Genomic DNA, 25,772 nt, shown 5'->3' with positions numbered 1-25,772 from the left:
TCACTTCCACGAAAGGAAATCTCTTGTCCAAGGTCACACGTTTCTTCTTCGCCGCGCTCGCTGCCGGTGCCGTCGTGTTCACGGCGGCGTGCTCGTCGGACTCCTCGGCCGCCGACACCTCGACCGACACGGCGCCGGGCGCCAGGTCGGTCCTCGAAGCGGGGGAGTCGAATCCGATGATCGCCCAGGGAGTCGAGATCGCAGGGGATGCAACGGTGTACAAGACGAGCGGTATCGGCCCCACTGCGATGAACGACGCCGCTCCGACCGGCACTCCCGAGTCCTTCGTCGACACCGACGAGTTCTCCGGCGGCACGCTCCCCGACGGCGTCACCGTCACCGAAGCGCAAGGCATCAACGTCCTGAAGAAAATCAGGGACAACCTCGAAGCCGAAGGCTATTCGCTCGAGGACGTGGTGACCATGCGTGTGTTCCTCGACAACGCACCCGGTGCCGCGGTCGCGGACTTCGCCGGCTGGAACCGGGCGTACCGGCAGTTCTTCGCCAACACCAACCTGGACTCGGACGAGACGGAACTGGTACCGATGGGTACCGCGGAGCCTGCGGCACCCGTGGAGCGCAACTCGGCACGACCGACCCGCTTCGCCCTCGAAGTCGCCACCCTCCCCGTTCCCGGCTGGCTCGTGGAGGTGGAGGTCGACGCGGTCAAGTAACCCTCACAGACGAACGCGGCGGTCCGCACGAGATGCGGTGGAGGCGACGAGGACAGCGTTGTCCTCGTCGCTTCCAAGCGTCCACGCTCGTGCTTCGAAATCCGTTTTACCGAACATGCTGTGCCGCTCCACGAGTCGGGTGCGACGCAGTTCGTCGTCGATGTCGATGAACCAGACTTCGTCGATCTCGGCATGTGCCAGTGGCCAGTCCCCCTCGTCGAGCAGAAGATAGTTTCCCTCGGTGATCACCAACGGCACGTCCGGGGCGACCGCAATGCTGCCTGCGATGGGCTCTTCGAGGGTTCTGTCGAAGCGCGGCGCGTAGACGATCCCGGCGTCGTACTCGTGTCGGAGGCGACGCAACAGATGCGCGTAACCCGCGGCATCGAACGTGTCGGGCGCGCCCTTCCTGGCCCGACGCCCGAGTGCGTCGAGGGTGGCGTCGGCGAGATGGAACCCGTCCATGGGCACCAGCACTGCGCGGTCGGATCCGAGCCCGTCGACCAGGCGTCCACCGAGCGTCGACTTGCCCGCGCCGGGCGCCCCGGCTATCCCGAGAATTCTTCGGCCCGGTCCGGCCGCGAGGTCGTTCGCCCACGCGATCAACTCGTCCATGGTGCGACAGTATGCCGAGGGTTTCCGAATCTGCGGTAACCGGTTAATGTGGTTACATGGCAGCTGCTCGGTCGGTGAATCTGGTCTCGCGCGACGGCGTCGCGTTCACGGTCGAAACGGGTGCCCTGTGTATCGATGTTCTCTACACCGGAGGTCTCGCCGAACGTGCGCAGTGGGAAACGTTGCGTTCACCCGACGATCTTCAGGTGTGGTCGGAAGGTGCGAGCGTGTTCTGGGGACCGATCGTCGTTCCGGTGACGAATCGGGATCTGGCCGACATCGTCTCGCTCCGAGAAGCGATCTGGAAAAGCGTGAATCGAGTGATCGACGGTGACGACCCTGCAGTATCGGACGTCGATTCGATCAACATTTTTGCAGACCGGTCGGCACCGAGACCTCGGCTCGAGGAGGGAACGATCGTCACTGTCGGGCGAACGGACGGTGCTGCAGTGGTGGGTGCGATCGCGCGCGACGCCATCGAGCTTCTGGGCTCTCCCAGGCGTGAACGGCTTCGCAGGTGTCACGCAACAGACTGTGCTCTGGTCTTTCTCGACACCTCGCGTGCTGGAGCGCGTCGGTGGTGCTCGATGGCCAGGTGCGGAAACCGCGCCAAGGCGCGAACGAGACGACGAACGGAGCAGCAATGAGTCCAGTCGGAAAAACCAAGGACGCAGGGTGGGAGATCGGGGTGTCGAAGACACTCCCGTTCACGGTCGACCAGGTGTGGGCAGCGTTGGTCGATTCTCCCGACCTCTGGCTGGGTTCGGGAGCGAAGATCCCGCACTCGAAGGGTGAGCCGTGGTCGGCCGAGGACGGGACGACGGGCGAGTTGCGCAGCCGCACAGATTTCGACCGAGTTCGGCTGACGTGGCGGCCGGCAACGTGGTCGCACGACAGTACGGTCCAGGTCGCCGTCCGCGCATCCGGTGAACGAACGATGGTGCGCTTCCATCAGGAGCGCCTCGCCGACGCCGAGGAACGTGAAATGCAGAGAATTCACTGGACGCAGGTACTGACACGCGTGGAGCGGGCGCTTCAGGGCTGAGAACCGAAGCCGGACAGCAAACCCGAGTATGCCTTGGGTGGAGGTGGTGCGAATTCGCTGCGCGTTCCTGTGCGCAGGCCCATGGTGACGAGCGACTGAACGGCGAGTGTTGCCGCGGCGACACCGTCGACGACCGGCACCCCGATCTCCGACGAGATGTGCTCGCACAGGTCGGCCATGCCGGCGCAGCCGAGCACGATGGCGTCGCTTCCGTCGGATTCCAGAGCGTCACGACATGCTTCGGTGACGATCTTGCGGGCGTCGGGGTCGGTCTCGAGGTCGAGGACAGGAATGTCGCATGCGTGGACCGCGAGGCATGTGCGGGTGAAACCGTAGTGGTCGGCGAGGTCCTGTGCTCTGCCCGTGGTGCGTTGCAGAGTGGTGACCACCGAGAACCCTCGACCGAGGAAGCTCGCAGCATGCATCGCAGCCTCGGCGATCCCGACGACGGGGCCTGCGGCAGCTTCACGGGCGGCGTCCATGCCCGGATCGCCGAAGCAGGCGATGACGTAACCGTCGGCGCCCTGCTGTTCGCCGATCGCGATCTGTTCGAGAATGCCTGGCACGCTGAGTGCTTCGTCGACGTGAGATTCGATGGAGGCGGGCCCCATCGTCGGGTTGACCGCGTCGACGAGCGTGCCCGGACCGGCTACGGCCCGGGCACACCTGCCGATCGTGTCGGTCATCGACGATGTGGTGTTGGGATTGATGACCTTGATGAGCACCTGCAGAATCCTATGCGCTCACGGAATCGTCGAGATGGTTCGTCACGGCGAGCTTGCTCCTGGTGGCGAGAACGTAGTACAGCCCGAACCCGATTCCACATCCGATGAACCAGCTGTACTTGGACGCGGTCGCCATCCCGGCGATCTCCATTCCCTCGATGGCGCCGTTGAACAGCACCGGGAACATGGCGATCAGTGCACCGACTGTCGTGGCGTACACGGCAGCGGGGTTGTAACCCTTGGAGTACCAGTACTTCCCGGCAGGAGACATGGTGAACAATTCGTCGACGACGACCTTCTGCTTGCGCACCAGGTAGTAGTCCGCGATCAGGACGCCGAACAGTGGGCCGATGAATGCGCCGAGGGTCTCGAGCGTGAGGTGGATGACCTCGGGGTTGTTGTAGAGGTTCCACGGGGTGATCAGGACCGAGCCGACGGCGGCGATCATGCCGCCTGCCCGCCAACTGATCTTCTGCGGGCTGACGTTGGAGAAGTCGAAGGCGGGGGAGATGAAGTTCGCGACGATGTTGATGCCGATCGTCGCGATGGTGAACGTCAACGCACCGAGAACGATGGCGAAGGTGCTGTCGATCCGGGCTACCGTCTCCACCGGGTCGGTGATGAGTTCACCGAACACGGGCAGCGTCAGGGACGCGGTGACCACGACCAGGATGGAGAAGACCAGGAAGTTGACCGGCAGACCGAGGAAGTTCCCTTTCTTCACTGCGGCGTAGGACTTTCCGTAACGGGAGAAGTCGCCGAAGTTGAGCATGGGGCCGGAGAAGTACGAGACGACGAGAGCGATGGCGCCGAGCATGACCGGAACGGAACTGAATCCTGTGTACTCGACTTCGCCCAGGTTCAGATCGATTGCACCCCAACCGGCCTTCCAGATGAGGTAGCCGCACAGCGCGAACATGACCACGTAGACGGCAGGCCCGCAGAAGTCGATGAACTTACGAATCGACTCCATGCCGCGCCAGAAGACAGCCGCCTGCAGTACCCACAGGAACAGGAAGCTCGCCCATCCGAGAGCGGAGAGGCCTGCGAAGCCGTAATCGGCGGTGACGGCGTACGGAGCAAGCGACGGGAACAGTTTGATCAGGACGATGTCCAGCGCCGCCGACGCCAGAAATGTCTGAATTCCGTACCAGGCCACCGCGATCAGACCGCGGATGATCGCCGGGATGTTGGCGCCCAGGACACCGAACGACGCCCGGCACATCACCGGGTAGGGAACGCCCGCCACCTGGCTGGGCTTGGCGACGAGATTGCAGAAGAAGTAGACGATGGTGATGCCGACGAGCAGGGACACCAGGACTTGCCAACTGGCCAGCCCGAGCGCGAAAAGGCTACCTGCGGTGACGTATCCGCCGACGGAGTGCACGTCGGACATCCAGAACGCGAACAGGTTGTACGACGTCCACGACTGCTTCTTCAGCGGCGCCAGGTCTTCGTTGGTCAGTCTCGGGTCGTAACTGTCCTTGATCAGTCCACCGCCGACGGGATGGCCTGCTGCCTCGATCATGTCGCCGACAGGCGATATCGAGCTGTTCGCTGTGTCTGTCATCGATGCTCCTGGTACGTCGTGCGAAAGAGCGCTTCGGGTGTGATCGGCCTCTGCCTTCGGTGGCCCGAGTCCGGTGAAGAAAAAGTAGCGACGAAGTGTTGCCCCTGCGTGACGGCAGGAATATATCTTTCGAGACGTCAGTCTCCGGGCGAATCGGCCAGCAACCCGGTATCGCTCGTGATGGACGAGATGACGGTGTTGAGGCGGGCGGAGTGAGACTGCGAAATGGCCAGCAGGGTTGCCGCGTCGCGGTCGAGGAACGCGTCGAGCATCGACCGGTGATCCGCATGCAGGGACGCGCGGTCCGACCCCGCGACCTGCACCATCGGCTGTATCGGCTCGGTGATGTTCCATGCGGACTCGAGCATGTGCAGTAATCGTTTCATTCGAGACGGCCTGGTCAGTGCCATGTGGAACTCGCGACTGCGGCGATGGTATTCGCGGGGATCATCGGCGGAAATGGATTCCTCGAGAAGTCGATCGGCCTCGATAGCTCGCTCCCGATCCTGCTCGTCGGCCAGTGCGACTGCGGTGGCGAGCGCCGCCGACTCCAGTACCTCACGAACGATGTACATCTCGCGGAGCTCGGCCGAGGTCAACTGTGCGACGGTGTATCCGAGGTTGGGGCGGTGGTCCACCAGACCTTCGCCGATCAGTGTCTTCAGCGATTCACGCACGGGGATTCGGCTCACGCCGAACAGTTCGGCCACATCACCGAGAGGGATGGGAGTGTTGGGCGGCGCGTCCCCGGACAGGATCACTCGTCGGAGCTCGTCGAGAATGGCGGGTTGTGCACCGCCCGGTTCGGCAATGCTCAACTGCGCCAGCAGTACCGATCGCCGACGTGGGGGCATGGTGCTCCTTTCGTGCCTCTGGTGCGCACGCTAATGGCGGATTGTTTCCTGTGTGTGACGTGCGGAGTGGAAACGAATCGAGGCAGATCGGCGCAAGCGGATACCATTCGACAGTGGCCGAGACCGAGCAACCGTCCTCCTCGTATCGACGCTTGGCCGACGATCGATGGCCGGCGGTCGACGGTCGACGCACTGTGGCGGTGCCGGTCGGTGCAGTCGAGCAGCACGGGCCTCATCTACCTCTCGACACCGATACTCGGGTCGCCCAGGCCGTGGCGGAGCGATTGCCCGGCGTGGTCGTCGCGCCGTCGATCGCGTACGGGGCGAGCGGAGAGCACGAGGGCTTCCCCGGCACCATCTCTATCGGTGCGGACGCGCTGGAGGCGATCCTCGTCGAGTACGGCAGGTCGGCGTGCCGGTGGGCGGACCGTCTGGTGTTCGTCAACGGGCACGGCGGCAACGTCGGTGCGCTGGCCGCGGCGGTTCGGCTGCTGCGGTACGAGGGGCGCGACGTGGCGTGGTTGCCCTGTGTCGTTCCGGGTGCCGACGCACACGCCGGCCGTACCGAAACTTCACTGCTGCTGCATCTTTGCCCGGAGGTGGTGGACAAGTCGCGTATCGAGGTCGGGAACACGGACTCGCTCGCGGACCTTCTGCCTCTGCTGCGTTCCGGTGGTGTCCGAGCGGTTACCCCGAACGGAGTGCTGGGTGACCCCCGTGGGTCGTCGGCGGCCGAAGGCGAGACCGTCCTGGGGCAGATGTGCGCCCTCGCGGCGGATGCGTTGCAGCGATGGGGACCGTCGGAGCGGGGCATGTTGACGTGAACCTGCGGTCCGAAAAACCGCGTTCGAACAGGCCGTGGGTATGTTTCCGAATTTCTGCGTCCACGGATAACACTTCGCGGCAATGTCCGCTTACGATCACCTGATGGGTCAAGGACGATTGCCTGATGGATTCGGGGTGCGCGTCGATCCTCGTGTACGCACATACTCGGAGGGGCGCGTTCTGATCGGGGGTTCCCCGACTCGGATGCTGAAACTGGCACCCACCGCTGCGGCGATGATCGGCGACGGATTCCTCGAGGTGACCGATTCGCAGTCCGCGCTCGTGGCGCGGAAACTGCTGGACTCCGGTGTCGCGAATCCGCGACCGATGTCCATTCCGTCTCCGCAGGACGTCACCGTGGTGATCCCGTTGAAGAACAACGCGGCAGGGCTGTCCCGCCTCCTTCCTGCGTTGCACGGACTGAAGGTCATCGTCGTCGACGACGGATCCGACGAGCCGGTCACGGTGCCGCCGGTTGCGTGGAGCATCGGCGGGGTGACGACGCTGCGGCACGAGAGTTCTCGGGGGCCCGCTGCAGCGCGCAATACCGGGCTTCGGTCCGCAACAACTGATTTCGTGGCATTCCTGGATTCGGATGTGGTGCCGCGCAAGGGCTGGCTCGAGGTCATGCTCGGGCATTTCTCCGACCCTGCGGTCGCACTGGTCGCGCCGAGGATCGTGGCTCTCGAACCCGAAGGCAACGCTCTGGCCCGGTACGAGCACGCCCGGTCGTCGCTGGACCTGGGTCGCAAGGAAGCCGCGGTTCGAGCGGGCAGCTCTGTCTCCTACGTCCCGAGCGCCGCAATGCTCATCCGTCGCCACGTCGCCGAGGAGTGCAACGGATTCGACGAATCCATGCACGTCGCCGAGGACGTCGATCTCTGCTGGCGGTTGCAGGAGGCGGGGTGGCGGCTGCGCTACGAGCCCGTTGCCAACGTCGCGCACGATCATCGCGTCACGTTCGGTCGGTGGTTCGGCCGCAAGCTGTTCTACGGCACCGGAGCAAGTCCACTCGCGGACCGGCATCCGGGCATGGTGCCCCCGCTCTCGATGTCACCGTGGACTCTGATCTCCTGCCTGTTCGCGATCAGTTTCACCAAGTTCGGCCTACTGGGCGCGTTGCTGACGCTCGGGGCGACGACAGGCAGGCTCCGCAGGATGTTCCTCGGGCTCGACCAACCGACCCGCATCGCGGCGATCCTGGCAACGGAAGGGTTCATCGGCGGGCTCTGGCAACTCGCGTCGGCGATGTGTCGACATTATTGGCCCATCACACTTCTGGCGGTCGTGCTGTCGAGTCGAATCCGCAGGATTGCGCTGGGAATCGCTGTCGCAGATGCGATGACGGACTGGTACAAGCATCGCGAGCTCGGTGGGCTCGACCCCATTCGATACGCGTTCTTCAAGCGCGTCGACGATGTCGCGTACGGAGCCGGACTGTGGACCGGGGCGGCACGGTCTCGCAGCCTGAAAGCCTTGACACCCCGAATGGACACATGAGCCCCAGCCGCACGGTCGACGTGATCGTCGTCGGCGGCGGATCGTGCGGCGCCGTCGTCGCGTCGAGGCTCAGCGAGGATCCTTCGTGCTCGGTCCGGCTCCTCGAAGCAGGGCCCGGATTCCGGACCGTCGACGAGGTTCCGCCGGATGTGCTCGACGCACGTGTACTTCCCCTGGGGGCCGACAGTCCGTGGCTCGACACGTACTCCGCCGATCTGGCGGACGGTATCGCCGCTCGGGTCTCGCGGGGGCGAGTGCTCGGTGGGTCGGGCGCGGTCAACGGTGGATACTTCGTGCGCGCCCGGCCGGACGACTTCGATGCGTGGCCTGCATCGTGGTCTTTCGCGGATGTACTGCCGTACTTCTCGGCGCTGGAACGGGACCTCGACTTCACCGGGCCCTATCACGGCAGCGAGGGACCGATGCCCGTGTCGCGGGTGCTGCCCGGAGCGGGAAGCGCCATGACAGAGGCCTTCGTTGCTGCGGCCGAACGCGCCGGGTTCGCGTTCGACGAGGACAAGAACTCGCCGTACTCGGCGGACGGCGTAGGCCCGGTGCCGCGCAACATCTCCGGAGGGGTGCGAACGAATGCCGCTCTGGCGTACCTTCTTCCGGCGTCGGATCGTCCCAACCTTCAGGTCCGCAGCGACGCAACTGTTCTCGGCATCGTCGTCGATCGGATGCGCGCGGTCGGGGTCGCCGTCGACCACGGCGGTACGAGGGAGATGCTACGGGCGGAGCGAATCATATTGTGTGCGGGAGCAGTTCGGACCCCGCAGCTGCTGATGCTCTCCGGTATCGGGCCTGCGGGCCGGCTGGGCGCGCTCGACATCCGGACCGTCGTGGATCAACCGAACGTGGGACGTGGTTTCAGTGATCATCCGGAAGTAACTCTGCCGTACAGTGTTTCGTCGACCGGTCCCGCATCGTCGCCCATGGAGGCGGTGCTGCACGTCGGAGACCTCGAGATCCGCCCCTACTCGGCTCCGTTCGACCGCATGATCGCAGGCCTCCCGGCCGGGGATCCGCTGATCGGAGTCGGCCTGATGCGACCCGAGTCGAGAGGGGACATCGAGCTGGTGTCGTCGGACCCGGCGATCGCGCCCCGGGTTCGGTACCGATACCTGGAATCCGTCGCCGACCGGCGGGCGTTGGCGTCCGGACTGGAACTCGTCGCCGAGCTCATCGAGAACACCGAATCCGTCGAGGGCGACCTCGACGGGTTCGTGCGCGCCAGGCTGGGGACATCGCTTCACCTCTCGGGAAGCTGCGCGATGGGCGGGGAGGACGCCGTCCTGGACGACACGTGCGCGGTGCGCGGCGTCGACGGGTTGTACGTGGTCGACACGTCTGCCTTCCCCGTCGTTCCTTCGCGAGGGCCCCACGCGACGGCGATCATGCTCGCCGAACGCGCCTGCCGCCTCATTCGTGGCTCGGTGGCGTAAGTTCGTGGTCTGTGGACCATTCTCGGTTCCGCAGAGAATGGGGCACCCCGCCATGTCTGACAAATCTCCTCGCAGTTCGATGTCCAAGAAACAAGGAAAGTCGTTGAAGGAGAAGCGCGCGGACAAGAAAATGAAGGCCTCGGGCGACACCGGCATCGACATCTCGGCGACCGTCAAAAAGCGCTGACCGCGCCGGGCACCCAGCTCGGTCCGGTAACCCCCGCGACGCAGGTCGAGAATGCACGGGCCCTCCGGCCTCGGCGATCCCCGCCGGGCTCGGTGGGCCTGTATTCTGCGTGTGTGAGCTGCGTTACAGTAGTGTGACCGCGCCAGAAGAGGTACTTGTGTGATGACTGGAAGAACGCCAGGACAGGGGAACCCCTGGGTTGCCCTTCGCCCTGGTGAGGACATCGACGTGCTCGCACGTCGGGTGACCACAGCGCACCGCTCTTTCGTGGAGGACTCCTCGTCCACCGCCAGTGTTCGTTCCGTGGTCCTCGATTCCTGGATGCGCAGCCGCACCAAAGGTGTCGACCCCGACGGTGGAAACGACTCGATCGTGTTGTCCGGTGCGGAACTGGAGCGCTATCGCTCCGAGCACCCCATGTCCATCATCAGGCCGGTCATCCGCAAGCTGCTGGTCGAGGATGCCGCGGACACCGGCTTGCTCGTCGCGATCTCCGACGCCGAGGGCCGGCTGCTGTGGGTCGAGGGAGATTCGGCTGCGAAGGATCGCGCGATGTCGATGAACTTCGCCGAAGGCGTCGACTGGAGCGAAGAAAGCAAAGGGACCAACGCTCCCGGCACGGCGCTCGCGGTCGACCACTGCGTCCAGATCTTCGCCGCCGAGCACTTCAGCAGGACCGTGCACGAGTGGAGTTGTTCCGCGGCGCCCGTCCATCACCCGACGAGCGGACAGATCCTCGGCGCGATCGATATCACCGGCGGTCCTCGCGTTGCGGTTCCCGAGGTGTTGTCTCTGATTCGCGCCACTGTCGCCGCCGCCGAGTCGGAATTGCGTGTGCATCTGATGAATTCGCCGAAGTCGTTGGGTGACAGTGCTCCTCGGTTGGAGGTGCTCGGTTCGGGCCGGCCCGGGTTGACGAAAGGAAGCGGTCGCAGCGCGCTGTCGCAGCGGCATGCGGAGATCCTGTTGCTCCTGGCCGATCACCCGGAGGGTCTCAGTTCCGATCATCTCGCCGTACTGCTCGACGAGCAGGAATTGGACTCGGTGACCATCCGCGCCGAGATGTCGCGACTACGCAAAGCATTCGGAAGTGCAGGTCTGGCGTCGAGGCCTTATCGGCTCGTAGGCGAACTGACCACCGATGTCTCCGACATCCGGCGCGCCCTCGACCGCGGCGACATCGAGGGGGCGTTGCGCATCTACACCGGTCCCGTTCTTCCCGGGTCCACGGCACCCGGCATCGAGGACATCAGAGAAGAACTTCGCTCCCGGGTCCAAGCCGCGCTGCTGCGGGCAGGGGATCCGGTGTTGCTGGCCCAGTGGACGTCGTCGATCCACGGGCGCACCGATGTGTACGCGTGGGAAGCGTACCGGGCCACGCTCAGTCAGGACTCCGCACTGTACGGGCAGGTCAGCGCCAGAATCGAGCATCTCGACCGCCAGCTCGGCGTCTGATCCGTCGGGCCGGGCGCCCAGCAGAAATTGCACGCAGTGCAGCAACGTAGTTGCAACGTTGCGCACTCTAGTGTCTTGAATCACATCAGTTGATGAACGACGAAGGAGTCACTAGATGTCCGTCTATGCCCGTCCAGGTACCGCCGATGCAAAGATGTCGTTCCAGCCGCGCTACGACAACTGGATCGGTGGCGAGTGGGTACCACCAGTCAAGGGCCAGTACTTCGAGAACCCGACTCCCGTCACCGGTGAGAACTTCTGCGAGGTCGCCCGCTCCACGTCCGAGGACATCGAACTCGCCCTCGATGCTGCACACGCCGCCGCACCCGCCTGGGGCAAGACCTCCGCAGCCGAGCGCGCCGTGGTCCTCAACAAGATCGCCGACCGCATCGCGGAGAACCTCGAGTCCATTGCGCTCGCCGAGTCCTGGGACAACGGCAAGCCGATCCGTGAGACCCTCAACGCCGACATTCCGCTCGCCGTCGACCACTTCCGTTACTTCGCCGGATGCATTCGGGCACAGGAAGGTTCGTTGTCGGAGATCGACGACGACACGGTGGCCTACCACTTCCACGAGCCGCTCGGTGTCGTCGGGCAGATCATTCCCTGGAACTTCCCGATCCTCATGGCCGTGTGGAAACTCGCGCCGGCACTTGCCGCAGGCAACGCCGTCGTGCTCAAGCCGGCCGAGCAGACGCCCGCGTCCATCCTGCACCTGATCTCCATCATCGGTGACCTGTTGCCTCCGGGCGTCGTCAACATCGTCAACGGCTTCGGCACCGAGGCGGGCAAGCCTCTCGCGTCGAGCCCGCGTATCGCGAAGATCGCGTTCACCGGCGAGACCACCACCGGCCGCCTGATCATGCAGTACGCCTCGCAGAACCTGATCCCCGTCACCCTCGAACTGGGCGGCAAGAGCCCCAACGTGTTCTTCTCCGACGTCCTGTCCTCCAACGACGACTACCAGGACAAGGCGCTCGAGGGCTTCACGATGTTCGCCCTCAACCAGGGCGAGGTCTGCACCTGCCCGTCCCGCTCGCTCATCCAGGCGGACATCTACGACGAGTTCCTGGCGCTCGCCGCGATTCGTACCAAGGCAGTGCGCCAAGGTGATCCGCTGGACACCGAGACGATGATCGGTGCGCAGGCATCCAACGATCAGCTCGAGAAGATCCTCTCCTACATCGAGATCGGCAAGGGCGAAGGCGCTCAGGTCGTCACCGGCGGAGAGCGCGCACAGCTCGGCGGAGATCTCAACGGCGGCTACTACGTCCAGCCGACCATCTTCACCGGCAAGAACAACATGCGTATCTTCCAGGAGGAGATCTTCGGACCGGTCGTCTCGGTCACGTCCTTCAAGGACTACGACGAAGCGATCTCCATCGCCAACGACACCCTCTACGGCCTCGGCGCCGGCGTGTGGTCTCGTGACGGTGGCGTCGCCTACCGCGCCGGCCGCGACATCAAGGCCGGGCGAGTGTGGACCAACACCTACCACCAGTACCCGGCGCACGCTGCCTTCGGCGGGTACAAGCAGTCCGGCATCGGTCGTGAAAACCACAAGATGATGCTCGACCACTACCAGCAGACGAAGAACCTCCTGGTCAGCTACGCCCAGAAGGCTCAGGGCTTCTTCTGATGTCCGACGCGCGACCTCCAGCGCGTCTCAGCGCATCGGGTCCGGCTCCGCCTGCGCGTCTCAGAGCCACCGCCGGGGCGATGGAGCTTCTCCGTCGCCTCGGCGGGATCCACGGCGCGTTGATGATGCATCAGTCCGGAGGGTGCTGCGACGGCTCGTCGCCGATGTGTTATCCAGCAGGGGAATTCATCGTCGGCGATCGGGATGTGCTGCTCGGTCTGTTGGATCTGCGGCTCGGCGTCGGCGACATCCCGGATGATCTCCCCGAGGGCGACGACGCAGTGCCCGTGTGGATTTCAGGTTCACAGTTCGAGGCGTGGAAGCACACCCAGATGGTGCTCGACGTGGTGCCCGGGCGTGGTTCCGGGTTCTCGTTGGAAACCCCTGAGGGGCTTCGATTTCTCAGCCGCGGACGGGCGTTCACTCAGCAGGAGTTCGACGTACTGAAGGAGCTGACACCGTTCGTCGGAGTCGACTGGGAAGAGGGGCGCAGGCCTCCCGTTCCCGACGACGTCATCGTCGTCGCCGAAGCGGTCGACGCCTGCCCGGTCCCGGGCATGCTGCAGGGCTGACCACTCACAAGGGAGGTGGGCGCCTACAGTCGAACGCGTGAAATCTTCCAGTACGACGCCTGCCGGTGCGGAGACCGAGAGCCTCCGCACCGTCGTCATCGCCTTCGGCGCCAATCTGGGTGTCGCGATTGCCAAGACAGTCGCTGCGGTGATCACGGGTTCGGCGTCGATGGTCGCCGAGGCGTCGCATTCGTGGGCGGACACCGGCAACGAGATATTCCTGCTCGTCGCCAACAAACGAGGCTCCCGCGGCCCCGACGACCGGAGACCGCTGGGATACGGCAGGGAAGCGTATTTCTGGTCGACACTCGCCGCGGTCGGTTTGTTCGTCGCGGGCGCCGCGGTGTCGATCTGGCACGGCATCACCTCGCTCCTCGCGGGCGAATCCAGCAGCGAGAACTACACCGTCGCGTACGTCGTACTCGCGCTGGCGTTCGTGCTGGAGGGAATCTCGTTCCTTCAATCGGTTCGGCAGATCCGCGGTGAAGCAGCCGAGTACGAGAAGGACTTCTTCGACTACGCACTCGAGACGTCCGATCCGACACTGCGTGCCGTGTTCGCCGAGGACAGCGCGGCCCTCATCGGCATCGTCATTGCCGCTGCAGGCATCGGACTGCATCAGCTCACCGGGTCCAGTGCCTACGACGCCGTCGGTTCGATTCTCGTCGGTGTTCTGCTCGCCGTCGTCGCCTTCGTGCTCATCGACCGAAATCGACGTTTTCTCACCGGCGAACCGGGTTCGCGAGCATTATGGAACGCAGTGGTGGAGCGAATCGAACAGCTTCCGGAGGTGGCGTCCGTTCGGTTCGTTCGCATCGAATTCGTCGGTCCGAAGCAGATCCTTCTGGTCGCGAGCGTCGACCTCGTCGGCGACTCGGTCGAATCCTCGATCGCGCACACACTCCGGCGGCTGGAGCGTGAGCTCGAGACCAACAAGGCTGTGGTGGACGCAGTACTGACAGTCGCAGAACCCGACGAGGGAGATGTCGGTCCGACACCGAGCCACTGACGTAATTCGCTCGTCATATTGCGATGACTCGGTGCTTACACCGCGGGCATATCTTGATTCGGATTCGCTCACCCGCGAAAGAAGTCGCATCGCTTCGAGAGAGGCCGGCCATGTCCGTCACAGAACCAACACCCACCCATCACGACGGGACCGAGTCGCACGTAGAGGGCAGCGACTATCTGGCCAAACGCCAGCTGAAGAAGGGCACGGCGGGATGGGTCCTCCTCGCTGGACTCGGCGTCAGCTACGTCATCTCCGGTGACTACTCGGGCTGGAACTTCGGTCTCGAACAGGGTGGCTTCGGTGGCTTGCTCATCGCAGGCATCCTCATCGCAGGCATGTACCTGGCCATGGTCCTCGGCATGGCCGAGATGTCGTCGGCGTTACCGGCGGCGGGCGGTGGGTACACGTTCGCTCGTCGCGCACTCGGACCGTGGGGTGGATTCGCAACCGGCACCGCCATTCTCATCGAATACGCCATCGCTCCGGCAGCCATCGCCACCTTCATCGGTGCGTACGTCGAGTCTCTCGGATTGTTCGGCATCACCGACGGTTGGTGGGTGTACCTCGCGGTGTATGCCATCTTCATCGGCATCCACCTCGCAGGTGCCGGTGAGGCACTCAAGATCATGTTCGTCATCACCGCCATCGCCCTCGTCGGTCTGGTGATCTTCGCGGTATCGGCACTGGGACAATTCGACTCGGCCAACCTCACCGACATCGCGCCGACGGACGCCGCGGGCGCGTCGAGCTTCCTTCCGTTCGGCTATCTCGGAATCTGGGCGGCGGTTCCGTTCGCGATCTGGTTCTTCCTCGCCATCGAAGGGGTTCCGCTCGCCGCAGAAGAAGCGAAGGATCCCACCAAGAACGTGCCGCGCGGCATCATCGCGGCCATGGGCGTCCTGCTGCTGACCGGCGCCGGGGTTCTGCTCCTGGTGACCGGTGCGGGCGGCGCCGACGCCATGCAGGCGTCGGGCAACCCGCTTGTCGAAGCCCTCGGCGACGGCACGGCCGCCAAGGTGGTCAACTACATCGGGCTCGCCGGCCTCGTCGCCAGCTTCTTCTCCATCATGTACGCCTACTCGCGTCAGCTCTTCGCGCTGTCGCGGGCCGGGTACCTGCCGAAGACCCTGTCGGTGACCAACTCTCGCAAAGCGCCGACGCTCGCGCTGATCGTCCCCGGCATCATCGGTTTCCTCCTCTCGCTCACGGGTCAGGGAGCGATGTTGCTCAACATGGCCGTGTTCGGTGCCGCGCTCAGTTACGTTCTGATGATGGTCAGTCACATCGTTCTGCGACGTAAAGAACCGACCATGCCGCGGCCGTACCGGACCCCGGGCGGCATCGTCACCACGGGCTTCGCACTCGTCGTCGCAGCGCTGGCTGTGGTCGCCACGTTCCTCGTCGACAGCACGGCAGCGCTGTGGTGCCTCGGGGTCTTCGCTGCGTTCATGCTGTACTTCGGGCTCTACAGCCGTCATCATCTCGTGGCGAACTCGCCGGACGAAGAATTCGCAGCCCTCGCGAAAGCAGAAGCCGAACTCGAATGAGCACGTACTCACACCAGGTATCCGGTGCCAACTTCTCGTTCGACGGCCTCGTCGAGCTGATGGCGAAGGCAACACCGTTGCGGTCGGGTGACGAATTGGCCGGGTGCGCGGCACAGTCCGACGCCGAACGAGCTGCCGCGCAATGGGCACTGTCCGACGTCTCGCTCGACGTGTTCCTCGAAGATCTCCTCGTTCCGTACGAGAGCGACGAGGTCACCCGGCTCATCATCGACTCGCACGACCGCACTGCCTTCGGTGCGATCTCGCATCTGACGGTCGGTGGGCTCCGGGACTGGCTGCTCGACGCCGCCGCCTCGAAGGATTCGGCGTCGACTCTGCGATCCGTCGCACCGGGGTTGACTCCGGAAATGGTTGCGGCCGTCAGCAAGATCATGCGCAATCAGGATCTGATCTCGGTGGCGCGGGCTGCCGAGGTGACATCGGCGTTCAGGACAACCGTCGGACTCCCTGGGACGTTGAGCACGCGATTGCAGCCCAATCACCCGACCGACGATCCACGCGGAATCGCCGCCGCGACTCTCGACGGTCTGCTGCTCGGATCGGGTGACGCAGTGATCGGCATCAACCCGGCGACGGACTCGCCGCACGCGACGTCCGATCTGCTCTTTCTGCTGGACGAGATCCGGCAACGGTTCGAGATCCCCACACAGTCGTGTGTGCTCTCGCACGTCACGACGACGATGGAACTCATCTCCAAGGGCGTTCCGGTGGATCTGGTGTTCCAGTCCGTGGCAGGGACCGAAGGGGCCAATTCAGGCTTCGGTGTCAACGTCTCATTGCTGCGAGAGGCCAACGAGGCAGGCCGGTCGCTGCACCGGGGAACCGTCGGGAACAACGTCATGTATCTGGAGACGGGGCAGGGTTCGGCGCTCAGTGCAGGCGCCCACCTCGGCGCCGGGGGACGCCCGGTCGACCAGCAGACCCTGGAGGCACGCGCATACGCCGTGTGCCGTGATCTCGAACCGTTACTGGTCAACACCGTCGTCGGATTCATCGGACCGGAGTACCTGTACGACGGCAAGCAGATCGTCCGTGCCGGGCTGGAGGATCACTTCTGCGGCAAGCTCCTGGGCCTGCCGATGGGCGTCGACGTCTGCTACACCAACCACGCCGAAGCGGACCAGGACGACATGGACACCCTTCTCACGCTGCTCGGTGCAGCCGGAGTCGCGTTCGTGATCGCAGTCCCCGGAGCCGACGACGTGATGCTCGGTTACCAGAGTCTGAGCTTCCACGACGTTCTGTACGTGCGGCAGGTGCTCGGGCTGAAGCCCGCACCGGAATTCGCAGCATGGCTGGACCGGCTCGGCATGGTCGACGGCAGCGGTCGAATCCTCGACGTCGACGCACTGAGGTCGCCGTTGCGTTCGCTGACGAGTGCACGATGAGCGCCGTAGAACGCGCCGACGACGGATTCTGGCAGGAGCTGCGTCTGAGTACGCAGGCGCGAATCGGACTGGGGCGTACCGGAGACTCGCTGCCCACCCGCCGAGTGCTCGAGTTCCGATCGGCACACGCGGCTGCGCGGGATGCCGTGCACATGCCACTGGACGTCGACGACACAGCGGCGGCCGTGGAGAAGATCGGCATCGGGGTACCGGCGGTCGTGACGTCCAAGGCGACCTCTCGCGCGGAGTATCTGCGACGGCCCGATCTCGGACGGACCCCCGACGACCTGTCCTCCATCACCCCAGGTGACTTCGACCTCGGATTCGTCCTCGGTGACGGGCTGTCACCCCGGGCCCTGATGGATCACGGACCGTCGATGCTCGCGGCGCTGGTCGAAGAACTGTCCGATGTGTACAGCCTTGCCCCGCCCGTCATCGCCACCGAGGCCCGCGTCGCGTTGGGTGACCACATCGCGGAGGCAATGGGTGTTCGCACCGTCGTCGTACTCATCGGTGAGCGGCCAGGGCTGTCGGTAGCGGACAGCTTGGGGATCTACCTGACGCATCTGCCTGCACCCGGAAAGTCCGACGCCGACCGCAACTGCATCTCCAACATTCATCCGCCGGAAGGGCTGGGGTACGAGCAGTCCGCCAGGATCGTTGCCAGTCTCGTCGCCGGCGCTCGCAGGCTCGGCAGGTCCGGTGTTGCGTTGAAGGACACCTCGCGCGCGGACGCACTCGAGAACTCCGAAGTGCTGACCATCGAGTAGTACACCCTTTCGGGGGTAGGCGACTTGTGACGGCAATCACTACTGTGGTCGACATGGAAAGTCGTAGTTATTCGTCCGGGCCGTCGTCGACAGCGTTGCTCGAGGAGACCATCGGCCAGAACCTCGACCGAACCGTAGCCGAGTACGCCGGTCACGATGCACTGGTCGACGTCCCCTCCGGCAGACGGTGGACGTACTCCGAGTTCCTCGCCGACGTCGAACTGCTCGCCGCGGGCCTGCTGGTCAAAGGCGTGACGACAGGTGATCGAGTGGGAATCTGGGCGCCCAACTGTCCCGAATGGGTGCTCGCGCAATACGCGACCGCCAAGATCGGCGCAATTCTGGTCAACATCAATCCCGCGTATCGCACGCACGAGTTGAAATTCGTCCTGAATCAGGCCGGAGTGTCGGTTCTGTTGTCCGCGCAGGAATTCAAGGGCTCGGACTACGGCGCGATGATCGAGGACGCACGCGAGGAGACCGTGCGGGAGGTCGTTTTCATCGGGAGCTTCGGCTGGGAACTGATGACCGACCGCGGACACCGGGCACTCGCCGAAAACCCTTCCCTGGTCGCGGACGTGCAGAGCTCGTTGGCGCCGAAGGATCCGATCAACATTCAATACACCTCGGGCACAACAGGGTTTCCCAAGGGCGCGACCCTGAGTCACCGAAACATCTTGAACAACGGGTACTTCGTCGGTGAGTTGTGCCATTACACCGAACACGATCGCGTGTGCATTCCGGTGCCGTTCTATCACTGCTTCGGGATGGTGATGGGAAACCTGGCCTGTACGTCGCACGGTGCGGCGATGGTCGTTCCCGGACTCTCGTTCGATCCGGCGTCCACGTTGGCCGCCGTGGAGCAGGAGAAGTGCACGTCCCTGTACGGGGTACCCACCATGTTCATCGCCGAACTCGCTCTACCGGAATTCGATTCGTACGACCTGTCCTCGCTCCGCACCGGCATCATGGCCGGCTCGCCGTGCCCCACCGAGGTGATGAAGCAGGTCATCGAAAGGATGGGCATGGCCGAAGTGTCCATCTGCTACGGCATGACCGAGACTTCCCCCGTGTCGCTGCAGACACGCAGCGACGACACCATCGAACAACGCGTCTCCACCGTCGGCGCCGTCGGGCCGCACCTCGAAGTACAGATCGTCGACCCCGTCGGCGGATCGACCGTCGCCCAGGGGGAGTCCGGTGAACTGTGCACCCGCGGATACTCGGTGATGCTGGGCTACTGGAACCAGCCGGAGAAAACAGCCGAGGCCATCGACGCCGACGGATGGATGCACACCGGCGACATCGGTGTCATGGACTCCGACGGCTACGTTTCCATCACCGGCCGCATCAAGGACATGGTCATCCGCGGTGGCGAGAACGTCTACCCCCGAGAGATCGAGGAATTTCTATACACCCACCCCGACATCCTCGACGCCCAGGTCATCGGAGTTCCCGACGCCAAATACGGTGAGGAACTGATGGTCTGGATACGGATGCAGGACGGAGCAACCCCGCTGGACGCGGATTCGATCCACGCCTTCTGTGCGGGCAAACTGGCGCACTACAAAATTCCGCGCTACGTGCACATCGTCGACGAGTTTCCCATGACCGTCACAGGCAAGGTCCGCAAAGTCGAAATGCGCGAGCGGTCGCTGGATCTGATCTAGTTCTCGGAGGCAGGTGCCGTGCTCCGAGGACAGTCAGCGCGGTTGTGAACGCACATTCAGCTCATGAGTGCACGGGCCCTGGCTCGTTCGAATCGCATGAACACCTCCGCGAAATTCCACAGGTCCCTCCAGACCCAGCGGATGACCTGGTAGCCCTCGTCACGCAGGGCGTCCTCCCTGGCCTTCTCGCGAGCTAGGTTCCGGGAGTCGCCGCCGTACTTGCCCAGCCCGTCGAACTCGCCGATGATTCGTAACTTCGGCCAGAAGAAGTCCACCCGGAAATCGAGCAAGGGGACTCTGTACTGCAGAGTGGGAGTGGGTATTCCGTGCTCCTCCATCCGCAGTCGACTGAGGGATTCGCCTGCGCTTTCGCTGAGTCCGTTCATCCGGTGAACCGCCCGCCGCGCTGCGGCTATGTTGTGCAGCCTCGAACTCCGCTCGAGGGCGTCGGCGAGCTCGTCCGGCGTGATCGCGAACTTGCGCAGTGCCGAGTCGCCGATCACCACTGCATGATCCAGGTCGAGCACGCGCGCGGTGTCGACGATCGTGCGCGCCGGGGAGGTAACCGGTACCGGCCCGAGTTCGACAGTGGTGGACGGCGTCAGACGGCCCGTATGCACGTGAAGGCTCGAGGTCCTCCTGGCCCCTGTCGCACGATCGGCCGTGAGGTGCACGCGCCCGAGGTCGGTGTTCCACATCGTCAAGCCGTGCAGCACCGCAGCGGAGACGTGGCTCACCACATGTCCCCGCTTTCCTCGAACTGCGGCGACGGCTCTGAGTCGATGAACGCCCGCCGGTGTCAGAGCATCGAATCGATCTGCTGGACAGTAGATCCCGGTGGCGACCTTTCTGATCTCACCGGAGGCGATCATTCGACGGAACTCGTCGTCGCTGTATCCGGCGGCGGATGCTGCTGCACGGGTGAGGAAGCCATCGGCGTCGGGATGCATGCGGTGATCGTGCAGTTGATGAGGCGTCGAAACCACCCCCTCGCGTCCGATTGTGGACGGACGAGGGGGTTGTGGATGAATTCTGGTTCGCTCGTACCATTCCGTCCGGTGTCCTCACAACGTCGATGGTGTTTTCACAACACGCATCAGCGTTGTGAACGCACATCCTCGTTGTGAGAAGCGACGCTCGGGGGATACTGGAACGCATGACCGAACCGCAGTGGACACCGTCGACGGAGGACGTCGAGAGCGCTCGCATCACCGACTTCACGCGGGAGGTGGAGCGCAGGCACGGCGTCTCGCTGCCGGATTACACGGCGCTGTGGCGATGGTCGACGCAGAATCTGGATGAGTTCTGGCGTCAGGTCTGGGATTACTTCGACGTCGTTGCCTCCCAGCCCGCGACCTCGGTGCTCGGCTCGTCCGATATGCCGGGGGCGCAGTGGTTTCCAGGAGCCGAGCTCAACTACGTCGACCAGGTGAGACGCCACGTGCGAGACGATCGTCCGGCCATCGTCCACGTCGGTGAGGACGGTGCCCGATCCGAGCTTTCCTGGGCCGAACTCGCGCGTCAGTGTGCTGCGTTGGCGGACGCTCTGCGCCGCGAGGGCGTCGTGCCAGGGGACCGTGTCGTCGGATACCTACCGAACATCCCGGAGGCGGTGGTCGCATTCCTCGCAGCGGCCGGCATCGGGGCGGTGTGGTCGGCCTGTGGACAGGACTACTCACCGTCGGCGGCGATCGATCGTCTCGGGCAGTTGGACCCGAAGGTCCTCGTCGTCGCCGACGGGTATTCCTACGGCGGCAAGTTTCACGAAAAGAGTGCCGACGCGGCAGAACTACGCGACGGCCTCCCGACGGTTCGGACGGTCGTCCAGGTCGGAAGCAATGTCGCCGAAGGAGCGATGTCGTGGGAGGAGTGCACGGCAGGCGAGCACGAGTGGGTCACGACGCCCGTTCCGTTCGACCACCCGCTGTGGGTGGTGTTCTCGTCCGGCACGACAGGTCTGCCGAAGGGGATCGTCCACGGGCACGGGGGAGTCCTGCTCGAGCATCTGAAGGCCGTTGCGCTGCAATCGGATATCGGTGCCGACGACGTCTTCTTCTGGTACACGAGCCCGAGTTGGATGATGTGGAACTTCCAGGTCGCCGGCTTGCTCGTCGGGGCGACCATCGTGTGCAGCGACGGGAGCCCGTCCTATCCCGCGCCCGACGGGTTGTGGTCGATCGCGGCGGCGGAGTCGGTGACGTTCCTCGGCACCAGCCCTGGTTACGTTCTGTCCTGCATCAAAGCGGACTCCGTTCCGTCTCGTGATCACGATCTGAGTGCGCTTCGCGCGATCGGTATCACCGGGTCCAGCATGCCTGCGTCGTCGTCGGAGTGGTTGGCGCGGAGCGTCGGTGAGCGGGTTCCGGTCTTCTCCATCTCGGGTGGAACCGATGTCGTGTCCGCATTTGCCGGCGGTGTTCGCACTGTTCCGGTGTGGCCGGGGGAGTTGTCGGCGCCGTTTCTCGGAGTTGCGCTCGACGCGTTCGACGAGGACGGACACTCCGTGACCGGGGAGGTCGGGGAACTGGTGGTCACGAAGCCGATGCCGTCGATGCCGGTGCGGTTCTGGAACGACACCGACGGAGAGCGATACCGAGACGCGTACTTCGACACCTATCCCGGCGTGTGGAGGCACGGGGACTGGATCACGCGCACCGACCACGGGAGCGTCGTCGTGCACGGCAGGTCCGACTCGACGTTGAACCGCAACGGTATTCGTATGGGCAGCGCCGACATCTACCAGGCCGTGGAATCCCTGCCGGAAATCGTCGAAGCTCTGGTCCTGGGAGTCGAATCCGAGGACGGTGGTTACTGGATGCCGCTGTTCGTCGTGCTGGCGGACGGCGAGGAGCTGAGCGACGTGTTGCAGGACAAGATCAAGGACTCGATTCGTCGACACGCATCGCCTCGGCACGTACCGGACGTGATCATCGCTGCGCCCGGGATTCCGCACACCCGGACCGGCAAGAAGCTCGAAGTGCCGCTGAAGAAGATCTTTCAGGGGCGAGACGCCGCGCGTTCCCTCGACCGATCGGCCGTCGACGCCCCGGACCTCATCGACTGGTACACGGATGTCGGTCGGAATCGTCAGGGCTGACGAGTCCACTTCGCCAGGTACTCCTTCTCCGCTGGACTGATCCGCCGCAGGCGCTCCGATCCGACGTCGACCATCGCCATTCGTGTCGTGGCCAGCACGGCCGGAGCGGAGTCCGCCGCAGCGCCCGCTGCGCGCACCTCGTAACCGATCGTGAAATCGACCGAACGCACCTGCTCGAACCAGAGCGTGACATCGAGCGGACTGTCCGAGTGGCGCAGGGGCTTCTTGTACGCGATGTTCACGTTCGCGATCAACGCGCTCTTGATCAAGGACTCGTTGGCCTGCGCGGCCCGATCTTCCGGACGTTCCCCTGGCGCGTCTCCAGTGCTGAGCAGCCACTCGATTCTGGCTTCCTCCAGCAAAGTGACCATCCGCGCATGATTGATGTGCGCGAAAGCGTCCATGTCCGACCAGCGGACGGTGATCGTGGCGTGGTAGCCGGGCTTCGAGTTCGTCACCGCATCACGGTCTCACGTCCCTCGGTGTTCTAGAGTCCGGGTGTGTTGATCAAGAACGTGGTCCTGACTCCAGGCGGCGGCGCGGTGGACGTACAGACGGTCGACGGCCGGATCGCCGACATCAGCGCAACCACGGCGTCGGGCAGCGCGATCGAGGGCGACACTCTCGACGGGCGCGGCGCGGCTCTGCTGCCGTCCTTCGTCGACAACCACGTTCATCTGACGCAGTGGGCGACGTCGCTGACGCGCATCGACGTCTCCGGTGCCGATTCCGCTGCGGATCTCGCGGACATCCTGGCTCGCTCGAACGAGCGGCACGGTTCGGGGATTCTCCGAGCGCAGGGATTCCGCGACGCCTTGTGGCCGGACGCCCCGCACAAGGACATCCTGCAGAACGCGTTGCCCGGCCGTCGAGCGGCGATCACGAGCATGGATCTGCACACTCTGTGGCTCAGCCCTGCGCTCCTGGACGACCTCGGGATCGATCATCCGACGGGTGTGCTTCGAGATCACGACTGCATGGAGGGCCTCGGCGCTCTCGATCGGCTGGCCGACCCCGTGGACAGTGATTGCGGTGCCCTCGCCGCGACACGAGAACTCGCACGACGAGGTATCACCGCCGTCACCGACTTCGAGTACGCGGACAATCGAGCCGTGTGGACCCGACGGTCGGCGCTGGGGCGCGCCGATGTCCGCGTCGACTTCACGGTCTGGCCCGAGTGGCTCGACCACGAACTGGAACGCGGCGCAGCCACCGGCGACATCGTCGCCGACGGTGTCGCGCTCGGACCGCTGAAGGTCATGTTCGACGGTTCGCTCAACACGAGGACGGCCTGCTGCCACGACCCGTATCCCGGCGGCACGTCGAGCGGGGTGCTGCTCGAGACGCCCGAGGACCTCGTGGCCGTCATGAGGCGGGCCAGGGCGGGCGGCATCACTCCGGCGATCCACGCCATCGGGGACCGCGCCAACTCGCTCGCACTGGACGCATTCGAGACTGTCGGCGGGGGAGGCCGCATCGAGCACGCTCAGCAGATCCGCCCCGGGGACATCCCGCGATTCGCCGCCACAGGCGTCGCAGCGTCGATTCAGCCCCAACATGCGATGAGCGATCGGGACGTGGCCGACGAGCTGTGGGCGGGACGAAGCTCGATCGCGTACCCCTACCTGTCTCTGCACCGGGCGGGAGCGCGGCTGCTGGTCGGGTCCGACGCCCCCGTCAGTCCTCCCAGCCCGCTCGACGCGGTCGCCGACGCCGTCTGGCGCACCGACGACGAGCGACCACCGTGGCAGCCGTCGGAGGCACTGCCGCTGGGCGTCGCGCTCGCCGCGGCGTCCGGGGGGCGACACTCCGTCGAACTCGGGTCGAAGGCGGACCTGGTGCTGCTCGCCGAGCATCCTGCACGGCTCGGCAACCGCGATCTCCGTGCCGTCCCCATTCTCGCCACCGTGCTCGGCGGCAGGCTGACGTTCGACAGTGCCTTCGCATGAACGACACCGGTTCCTGGCGCCGATACGAGGCGTCGACGCTACCCGCGCCGTTGGCCGCAGCTCTGTCGGCTTTCGTCGACCAGGGATATCACGGCACCTCCGTACGAGAAATCGCCGGACGAGCAGGGTTGTCCGTCCCTGGCCTGTACCACCACTACCCGTCCAAGCAGGCCCTGCTCGTCGGACTGATGACAGCAGCGATGGACGAGCTGCTGGAGAGATCGAGATCAGCAGAGACCGAGGCCGGGCCGTCGCCACGAAAACGGTTCGACGCCGTGGTCGAGTCGTTGCTGCTGTTCCACATGCACCGGCGTGAGCAGGCATTCCTCGGGTCGACGGAGATCCGAAGCCTCGACGAGGTGAACCGCATCGACTACGTCGGTAGGCGCGATGAGCAGCAGCGCATGGTCGACGCCATCGTCGCCGACGGGATCGCATCCGGAGACTTCGGCCTCGATCACGCCGAGGACGCCTCGCGAGCAGTCACGACGATGTGCATCGGAGTCGCCGGCTGGTACCGGCCGGACGGGCCCCTGGCGCCGTCGGAACTGGTCGAGACCTACCTCGCCATCGCGCGGCGAATCGTGGGGGCGCGAGTGGAGCCTGCGGAATGAGCCGGGAGGCGCGAGTGGAGCCTGCGGAATGAGCCGGGAGGCGCGAGTGGAGCCTGCGGAATGAGCCGGGAGGCGCGAGTGGAGCCTGCGGAATGAGCCAACAGAGCGCGAGTGGAGCCTGCGGAATGAGGCGTGTCGGAGTGCGGCGGTAGCGTTGCGAGCATGGCATCTCTTGCGGATCTCGAGGTCAGGAATTTTCTGCTGACGGGGACACGAACCGGAAAGCTCGGCTTCGTGGCGTCGGACGGTCGGCCGTTGGTGGCGCCGGTGTGGTTCGTGCTCGAGGACGACGCCGTCGTGTTCAACACGGGCGCGGACACGGCGAAGGGTAAGGCGATCGCCAGGGATCCGCGGCTGGTGTTGTCGGTCGACCTGGAGGAGCCGCCGTACGGGTTCGTACAGGTCCAGGGTGTGGCGGAGACATCGGAGGATCCCGACGACCTGCTCAGGACAGCCACGGCCATCGGTGGTCGGTACATGGGCTCGGACCGTGCCGAGGAATTCGGTCGACGCAACGGCGTGCCCGGAGAGCTGGTCGTGAGGATCAAGCCGACGAAAGTGATCGCGTCCATGAACGCGACTGCGTGAGTGGACCGCG

General features: G+C 64.7%; 25 protein-coding genes. 19 read left to right on the top strand and 6 right to left on the bottom strand.

Annotated features, from left to right (window positions below; all coding sequences use genetic code 11):
- Positions 1 to 23: 23 nt before the first annotated feature.
- Positions 24 to 674 (top strand): Rid family hydrolase, encoded by a 651-nt coding sequence (locus CH292_RS01860; RefSeq protein ID WP_094653859.1) that lies wholly within the window; start codon positions 24 to 26, stop codon positions 672 to 674.
- 3 nt (positions 675 to 677) lie between these two features.
- Here CH292_RS01860 and CH292_RS01855 read toward each other — a convergent pair whose 3' ends face one another.
- Positions 678 to 1,289, bottom strand: a complete 612-nt coding sequence (locus CH292_RS01855) for a nucleoside/nucleotide kinase family protein (protein WP_094653858.1) — start codon at positions 1,287 to 1,289, stop codon at positions 678 to 680.
- Between the two features lie 56 nt (positions 1,290 to 1,345).
- Between CH292_RS01855 and CH292_RS01850 the strand changes: the two genes are divergently transcribed.
- Together CH292_RS01850 and CH292_RS01845 are read left to right on the top strand one after the other, a co-directional pair.
- On the top strand, positions 1,346 to 1,936 hold the full coding sequence (locus CH292_RS01850) for an ABATE domain-containing protein (RefSeq protein ID WP_094653857.1): 591 nt from the start codon (positions 1,346 to 1,348) through the stop codon (positions 1,934 to 1,936).
- A complete protein-coding gene (locus tag CH292_RS01845; RefSeq protein ID WP_037144493.1) occupies positions 1,933 to 2,334 on the top strand; it encodes an SRPBCC domain-containing protein in 402 nt (133 codons plus the stop codon). Before CH292_RS01850 ends, CH292_RS01845 begins: the two co-directional genes overlap by 4 nt.
- Here CH292_RS01845 and CH292_RS01840 read toward each other — a convergent pair.
- From CH292_RS01840 to CH292_RS01830, 3 genes are all read right to left on the bottom strand, one after another.
- Positions 2,325 to 3,059: an aspartate/glutamate racemase family protein gene (locus CH292_RS01840; protein ID WP_094653856.1), complete on the bottom strand. Its 735-nt coding sequence runs from the start codon at positions 3,057 to 3,059 to the stop codon at positions 2,325 to 2,327. The genes CH292_RS01845 and CH292_RS01840 overlap by 10 nt on opposite strands.
- A gap of 10 nt (positions 3,060 to 3,069) precedes the next feature.
- Entirely contained in the window at positions 3,070 to 4,629 is a 1,560-nt protein-coding gene (locus CH292_RS01835; RefSeq protein WP_179277887.1) for an NCS1 family nucleobase:cation symporter-1, read from the bottom strand.
- A gap of 137 nt (positions 4,630 to 4,766) precedes the next feature.
- Entirely contained in the window at positions 4,767 to 5,483 is a 717-nt protein-coding gene (locus tag CH292_RS01830) for a GntR family transcriptional regulator (protein ID WP_019663514.1), read from the bottom strand.
- A 113-nt stretch (positions 5,484 to 5,596) separates the two neighbouring features.
- Here CH292_RS01830 and mftE point away from each other — a divergent pair, with 113 nt between their 5' ends.
- From mftE to CH292_RS01775, 12 genes are all read left to right on the top strand, one after another.
- Positions 5,597 to 6,307 carry a mycofactocin biosynthesis peptidyl-dipeptidase MftE gene (gene mftE / locus CH292_RS01825; RefSeq protein WP_020111186.1) on the top strand — a complete coding sequence of 237 codons (711 nt, stop codon included), beginning with the start codon at positions 5,597 to 5,599 and terminating at the stop codon, positions 6,305 to 6,307.
- Positions 6,308 to 6,410: 103 nt separating this feature from the next.
- Complete coding sequence (mftF, locus tag CH292_RS01820) at positions 6,411 to 7,808, top strand: mycofactocin biosynthesis glycosyltransferase MftF (RefSeq protein ID WP_027498702.1); 1,398 nt, start codon at positions 6,411 to 6,413, stop codon at positions 7,806 to 7,808.
- Complete coding sequence (gene mftG, locus CH292_RS01815) at positions 7,805 to 9,253, top strand: mycofactocin system GMC family oxidoreductase MftG (RefSeq protein WP_094627584.1); 1,449 nt, start codon at positions 7,805 to 7,807, stop codon at positions 9,251 to 9,253. Before mftF ends, mftG begins: the two co-directional genes overlap by 4 nt.
- 52 nt (positions 9,254 to 9,305) lie before the next feature.
- A complete protein-coding gene (locus CH292_RS29215) occupies positions 9,306 to 9,440 on the top strand; it encodes a hypothetical protein (protein WP_019663518.1) in 135 nt (44 codons plus the stop codon).
- A 162-nt stretch (positions 9,441 to 9,602) separates the two neighbouring features.
- A complete protein-coding gene (locus tag CH292_RS01810) occupies positions 9,603 to 10,895 on the top strand; it encodes a transcriptional regulator (protein ID WP_026347506.1) in 1,293 nt (430 codons plus the stop codon).
- Between the two features lie 115 nt (positions 10,896 to 11,010).
- A complete protein-coding gene (adh, locus tag CH292_RS01805) occupies positions 11,011 to 12,534 on the top strand; it encodes an aldehyde dehydrogenase (protein WP_019663520.1) in 1,524 nt (507 codons plus the stop codon).
- 80 nt (positions 12,535 to 12,614) lie between these two features.
- Complete coding sequence (locus CH292_RS01800) at positions 12,615 to 13,106, top strand: DUF779 domain-containing protein (protein ID WP_094627585.1); 492 nt, start codon at positions 12,615 to 12,617, stop codon at positions 13,104 to 13,106.
- Positions 13,107 to 13,143: 37 nt separating this feature from the next.
- Positions 13,144 to 14,115 (top strand): cation diffusion facilitator family transporter, encoded by a 972-nt coding sequence (locus CH292_RS01795; RefSeq protein ID WP_094653853.1) that lies wholly within the window; start codon positions 13,144 to 13,146, stop codon positions 14,113 to 14,115.
- A 110-nt stretch (positions 14,116 to 14,225) separates the two neighbouring features.
- Positions 14,226 to 15,665, top strand: a complete 1,440-nt coding sequence (gene eat / locus CH292_RS01790; RefSeq protein ID WP_019663523.1) for an ethanolamine permease — start codon at positions 14,226 to 14,228, stop codon at positions 15,663 to 15,665.
- The gene (locus tag CH292_RS01785; RefSeq protein WP_019663524.1) at positions 15,662 to 17,074 is read left to right on the top strand and encodes an ethanolamine ammonia-lyase subunit EutB; all 1,413 of its coding nucleotides are present in this window, start codon (positions 15,662 to 15,664) and stop codon (positions 17,072 to 17,074) included. The genes eat and CH292_RS01785 overlap by 4 nt, the downstream gene beginning before the upstream one ends.
- The gene (eutC, locus tag CH292_RS01780; protein WP_020111180.1) at positions 17,071 to 17,844 is read left to right on the top strand and encodes an ethanolamine ammonia-lyase subunit EutC; all 774 of its coding nucleotides are present in this window, start codon (positions 17,071 to 17,073) and stop codon (positions 17,842 to 17,844) included. The genes CH292_RS01785 and eutC overlap by 4 nt, the downstream gene beginning before the upstream one ends.
- A 53-nt stretch (positions 17,845 to 17,897) precedes the next feature.
- Positions 17,898 to 19,514, top strand: a complete 1,617-nt coding sequence (locus tag CH292_RS01775; protein ID WP_179277886.1) for an AMP-binding protein — start codon at positions 17,898 to 17,900, stop codon at positions 19,512 to 19,514.
- A gap of 56 nt (positions 19,515 to 19,570) precedes the next feature.
- Here CH292_RS01775 and CH292_RS01770 read toward each other — a convergent pair whose 3' ends face one another.
- Entirely contained in the window at positions 19,571 to 20,464 is an 894-nt protein-coding gene (locus CH292_RS01770; protein ID WP_094653851.1) for a hypothetical protein, read from the bottom strand.
- 206 nt (positions 20,465 to 20,670) lie between these two features.
- Between CH292_RS01770 and CH292_RS01765 the strand changes: the two genes are divergently transcribed.
- Complete coding sequence (locus tag CH292_RS01765; protein WP_094627588.1) at positions 20,671 to 22,611, top strand: acetoacetate--CoA ligase; 1,941 nt, start codon at positions 20,671 to 20,673, stop codon at positions 22,609 to 22,611.
- Here CH292_RS01765 and CH292_RS01760 read toward each other — a convergent pair.
- Positions 22,602 to 23,069, bottom strand: a complete 468-nt coding sequence (locus CH292_RS01760; protein ID WP_019663529.1) for a thioesterase family protein — start codon at positions 23,067 to 23,069, stop codon at positions 22,602 to 22,604. The two genes, CH292_RS01765 and CH292_RS01760, sit on opposite strands and share 10 nt — an antisense overlap.
- Positions 23,070 to 23,111: 42 nt before the next feature.
- Here CH292_RS01760 and CH292_RS01755 point away from each other — a divergent pair, with 42 nt between their 5' ends.
- The 3 genes from CH292_RS01755 to CH292_RS01745 all read left to right on the top strand — a co-directional run bounded on the left by CH292_RS01755 (position 23,112) and on the right by CH292_RS01745 (position 25,762).
- The gene (locus CH292_RS01755; RefSeq protein WP_094653850.1) at positions 23,112 to 24,560 is read left to right on the top strand and encodes an amidohydrolase; all 1,449 of its coding nucleotides are present in this window, start codon (positions 23,112 to 23,114) and stop codon (positions 24,558 to 24,560) included.
- A complete protein-coding gene (locus CH292_RS01750) occupies positions 24,557 to 25,174 on the top strand; it encodes a TetR/AcrR family transcriptional regulator (protein ID WP_020111176.1) in 618 nt (205 codons plus the stop codon). The genes CH292_RS01755 and CH292_RS01750 overlap by 4 nt, the downstream gene beginning before the upstream one ends.
- 162 nt (positions 25,175 to 25,336) lie before the next feature.
- Positions 25,337 to 25,762, top strand: a complete 426-nt coding sequence (locus tag CH292_RS01745; RefSeq protein ID WP_033189889.1) for a PPOX class F420-dependent oxidoreductase — start codon at positions 25,337 to 25,339, stop codon at positions 25,760 to 25,762.
- Positions 25,763 to 25,772 lie beyond the last annotated feature (10 nt).

The organism is Rhodococcus sp. 14-2470-1a, assembly GCF_002259425.1.
GTDB classification, from domain to species: domain Bacteria; phylum Actinomycetota; class Actinomycetes; order Mycobacteriales; family Mycobacteriaceae; genus Rhodococcoides; species Rhodococcoides fascians_E.
This window is presented reverse-complemented; position numbering and strand designations above follow the sequence as displayed.

Bases quoted from the DNA above. Each gene is read 5' to 3' on its own strand.
- CH292_RS01855 (WP_094653858.1), bottom strand. From the start codon at position 1,289: ATGGACGAGTTGATCGCGTGGGCGAACGACCTCGCGGCCGGACCGGGC.
- CH292_RS01850 (WP_094653857.1), top strand. From the start codon at position 1,346: ATGGCAGCTGCTCGGTCGGTGAATCTGGTCTCGCGCGACGGCGTCGCG.
- CH292_RS01845 (WP_037144493.1), top strand. From the start codon at position 1,933: ATGAGTCCAGTCGGAAAAACCAAGGACGCAGGGTGGGAGATCGGGGTG.
- CH292_RS01835 (WP_179277887.1), bottom strand. From the start codon at position 4,629: ATGACAGACACAGCGAACAGCTCGATATCGCCTGTCGGCGACATGATC.
- CH292_RS01830 (WP_019663514.1), bottom strand. From the start codon at position 5,483: ATGCCCCCACGTCGGCGATCGGTACTGCTGGCGCAGTTGAGCATTGCC.
- mftF (WP_027498702.1), top strand. From the start codon at position 6,411: ATGGGTCAAGGACGATTGCCTGATGGATTCGGGGTGCGCGTCGATCCT.
- mftG (WP_094627584.1), top strand. From the start codon at position 7,805: ATGAGCCCCAGCCGCACGGTCGACGTGATCGTCGTCGGCGGCGGATCG.
- CH292_RS29215 (WP_019663518.1), top strand. From the start codon at position 9,306: ATGTCTGACAAATCTCCTCGCAGTTCGATGTCCAAGAAACAAGGAAAG.
- CH292_RS01810 (WP_026347506.1), top strand. From the start codon at position 9,603: ATGACTGGAAGAACGCCAGGACAGGGGAACCCCTGGGTTGCCCTTCGC.
- adh (WP_019663520.1), top strand. From the start codon at position 11,011: ATGTCCGTCTATGCCCGTCCAGGTACCGCCGATGCAAAGATGTCGTTC.
- CH292_RS01800 (WP_094627585.1), top strand. From the start codon at position 12,615: ATGGAGCTTCTCCGTCGCCTCGGCGGGATCCACGGCGCGTTGATGATG.
- eat (WP_019663523.1), top strand. From the start codon at position 14,226: ATGTCCGTCACAGAACCAACACCCACCCATCACGACGGGACCGAGTCG.
- CH292_RS01785 (WP_019663524.1), top strand. From the start codon at position 15,662: ATGAGCACGTACTCACACCAGGTATCCGGTGCCAACTTCTCGTTCGAC.
- eutC (WP_020111180.1), top strand. From the start codon at position 17,071: ATGAGCGCCGTAGAACGCGCCGACGACGGATTCTGGCAGGAGCTGCGT.
- CH292_RS01775 (WP_179277886.1), top strand. From the start codon at position 17,898: ATGGAAAGTCGTAGTTATTCGTCCGGGCCGTCGTCGACAGCGTTGCTC.
- CH292_RS01770 (WP_094653851.1), bottom strand. From the start codon at position 20,464: ATGCATCCCGACGCCGATGGCTTCCTCACCCGTGCAGCAGCATCCGCC.
- CH292_RS01765 (WP_094627588.1), top strand. From the start codon at position 20,671: ATGACCGAACCGCAGTGGACACCGTCGACGGAGGACGTCGAGAGCGCT.
- CH292_RS01750 (WP_020111176.1), top strand. From the start codon at position 24,557: ATGAACGACACCGGTTCCTGGCGCCGATACGAGGCGTCGACGCTACCC.
- CH292_RS01745 (WP_033189889.1), top strand. From the start codon at position 25,337: ATGGCATCTCTTGCGGATCTCGAGGTCAGGAATTTTCTGCTGACGGGG.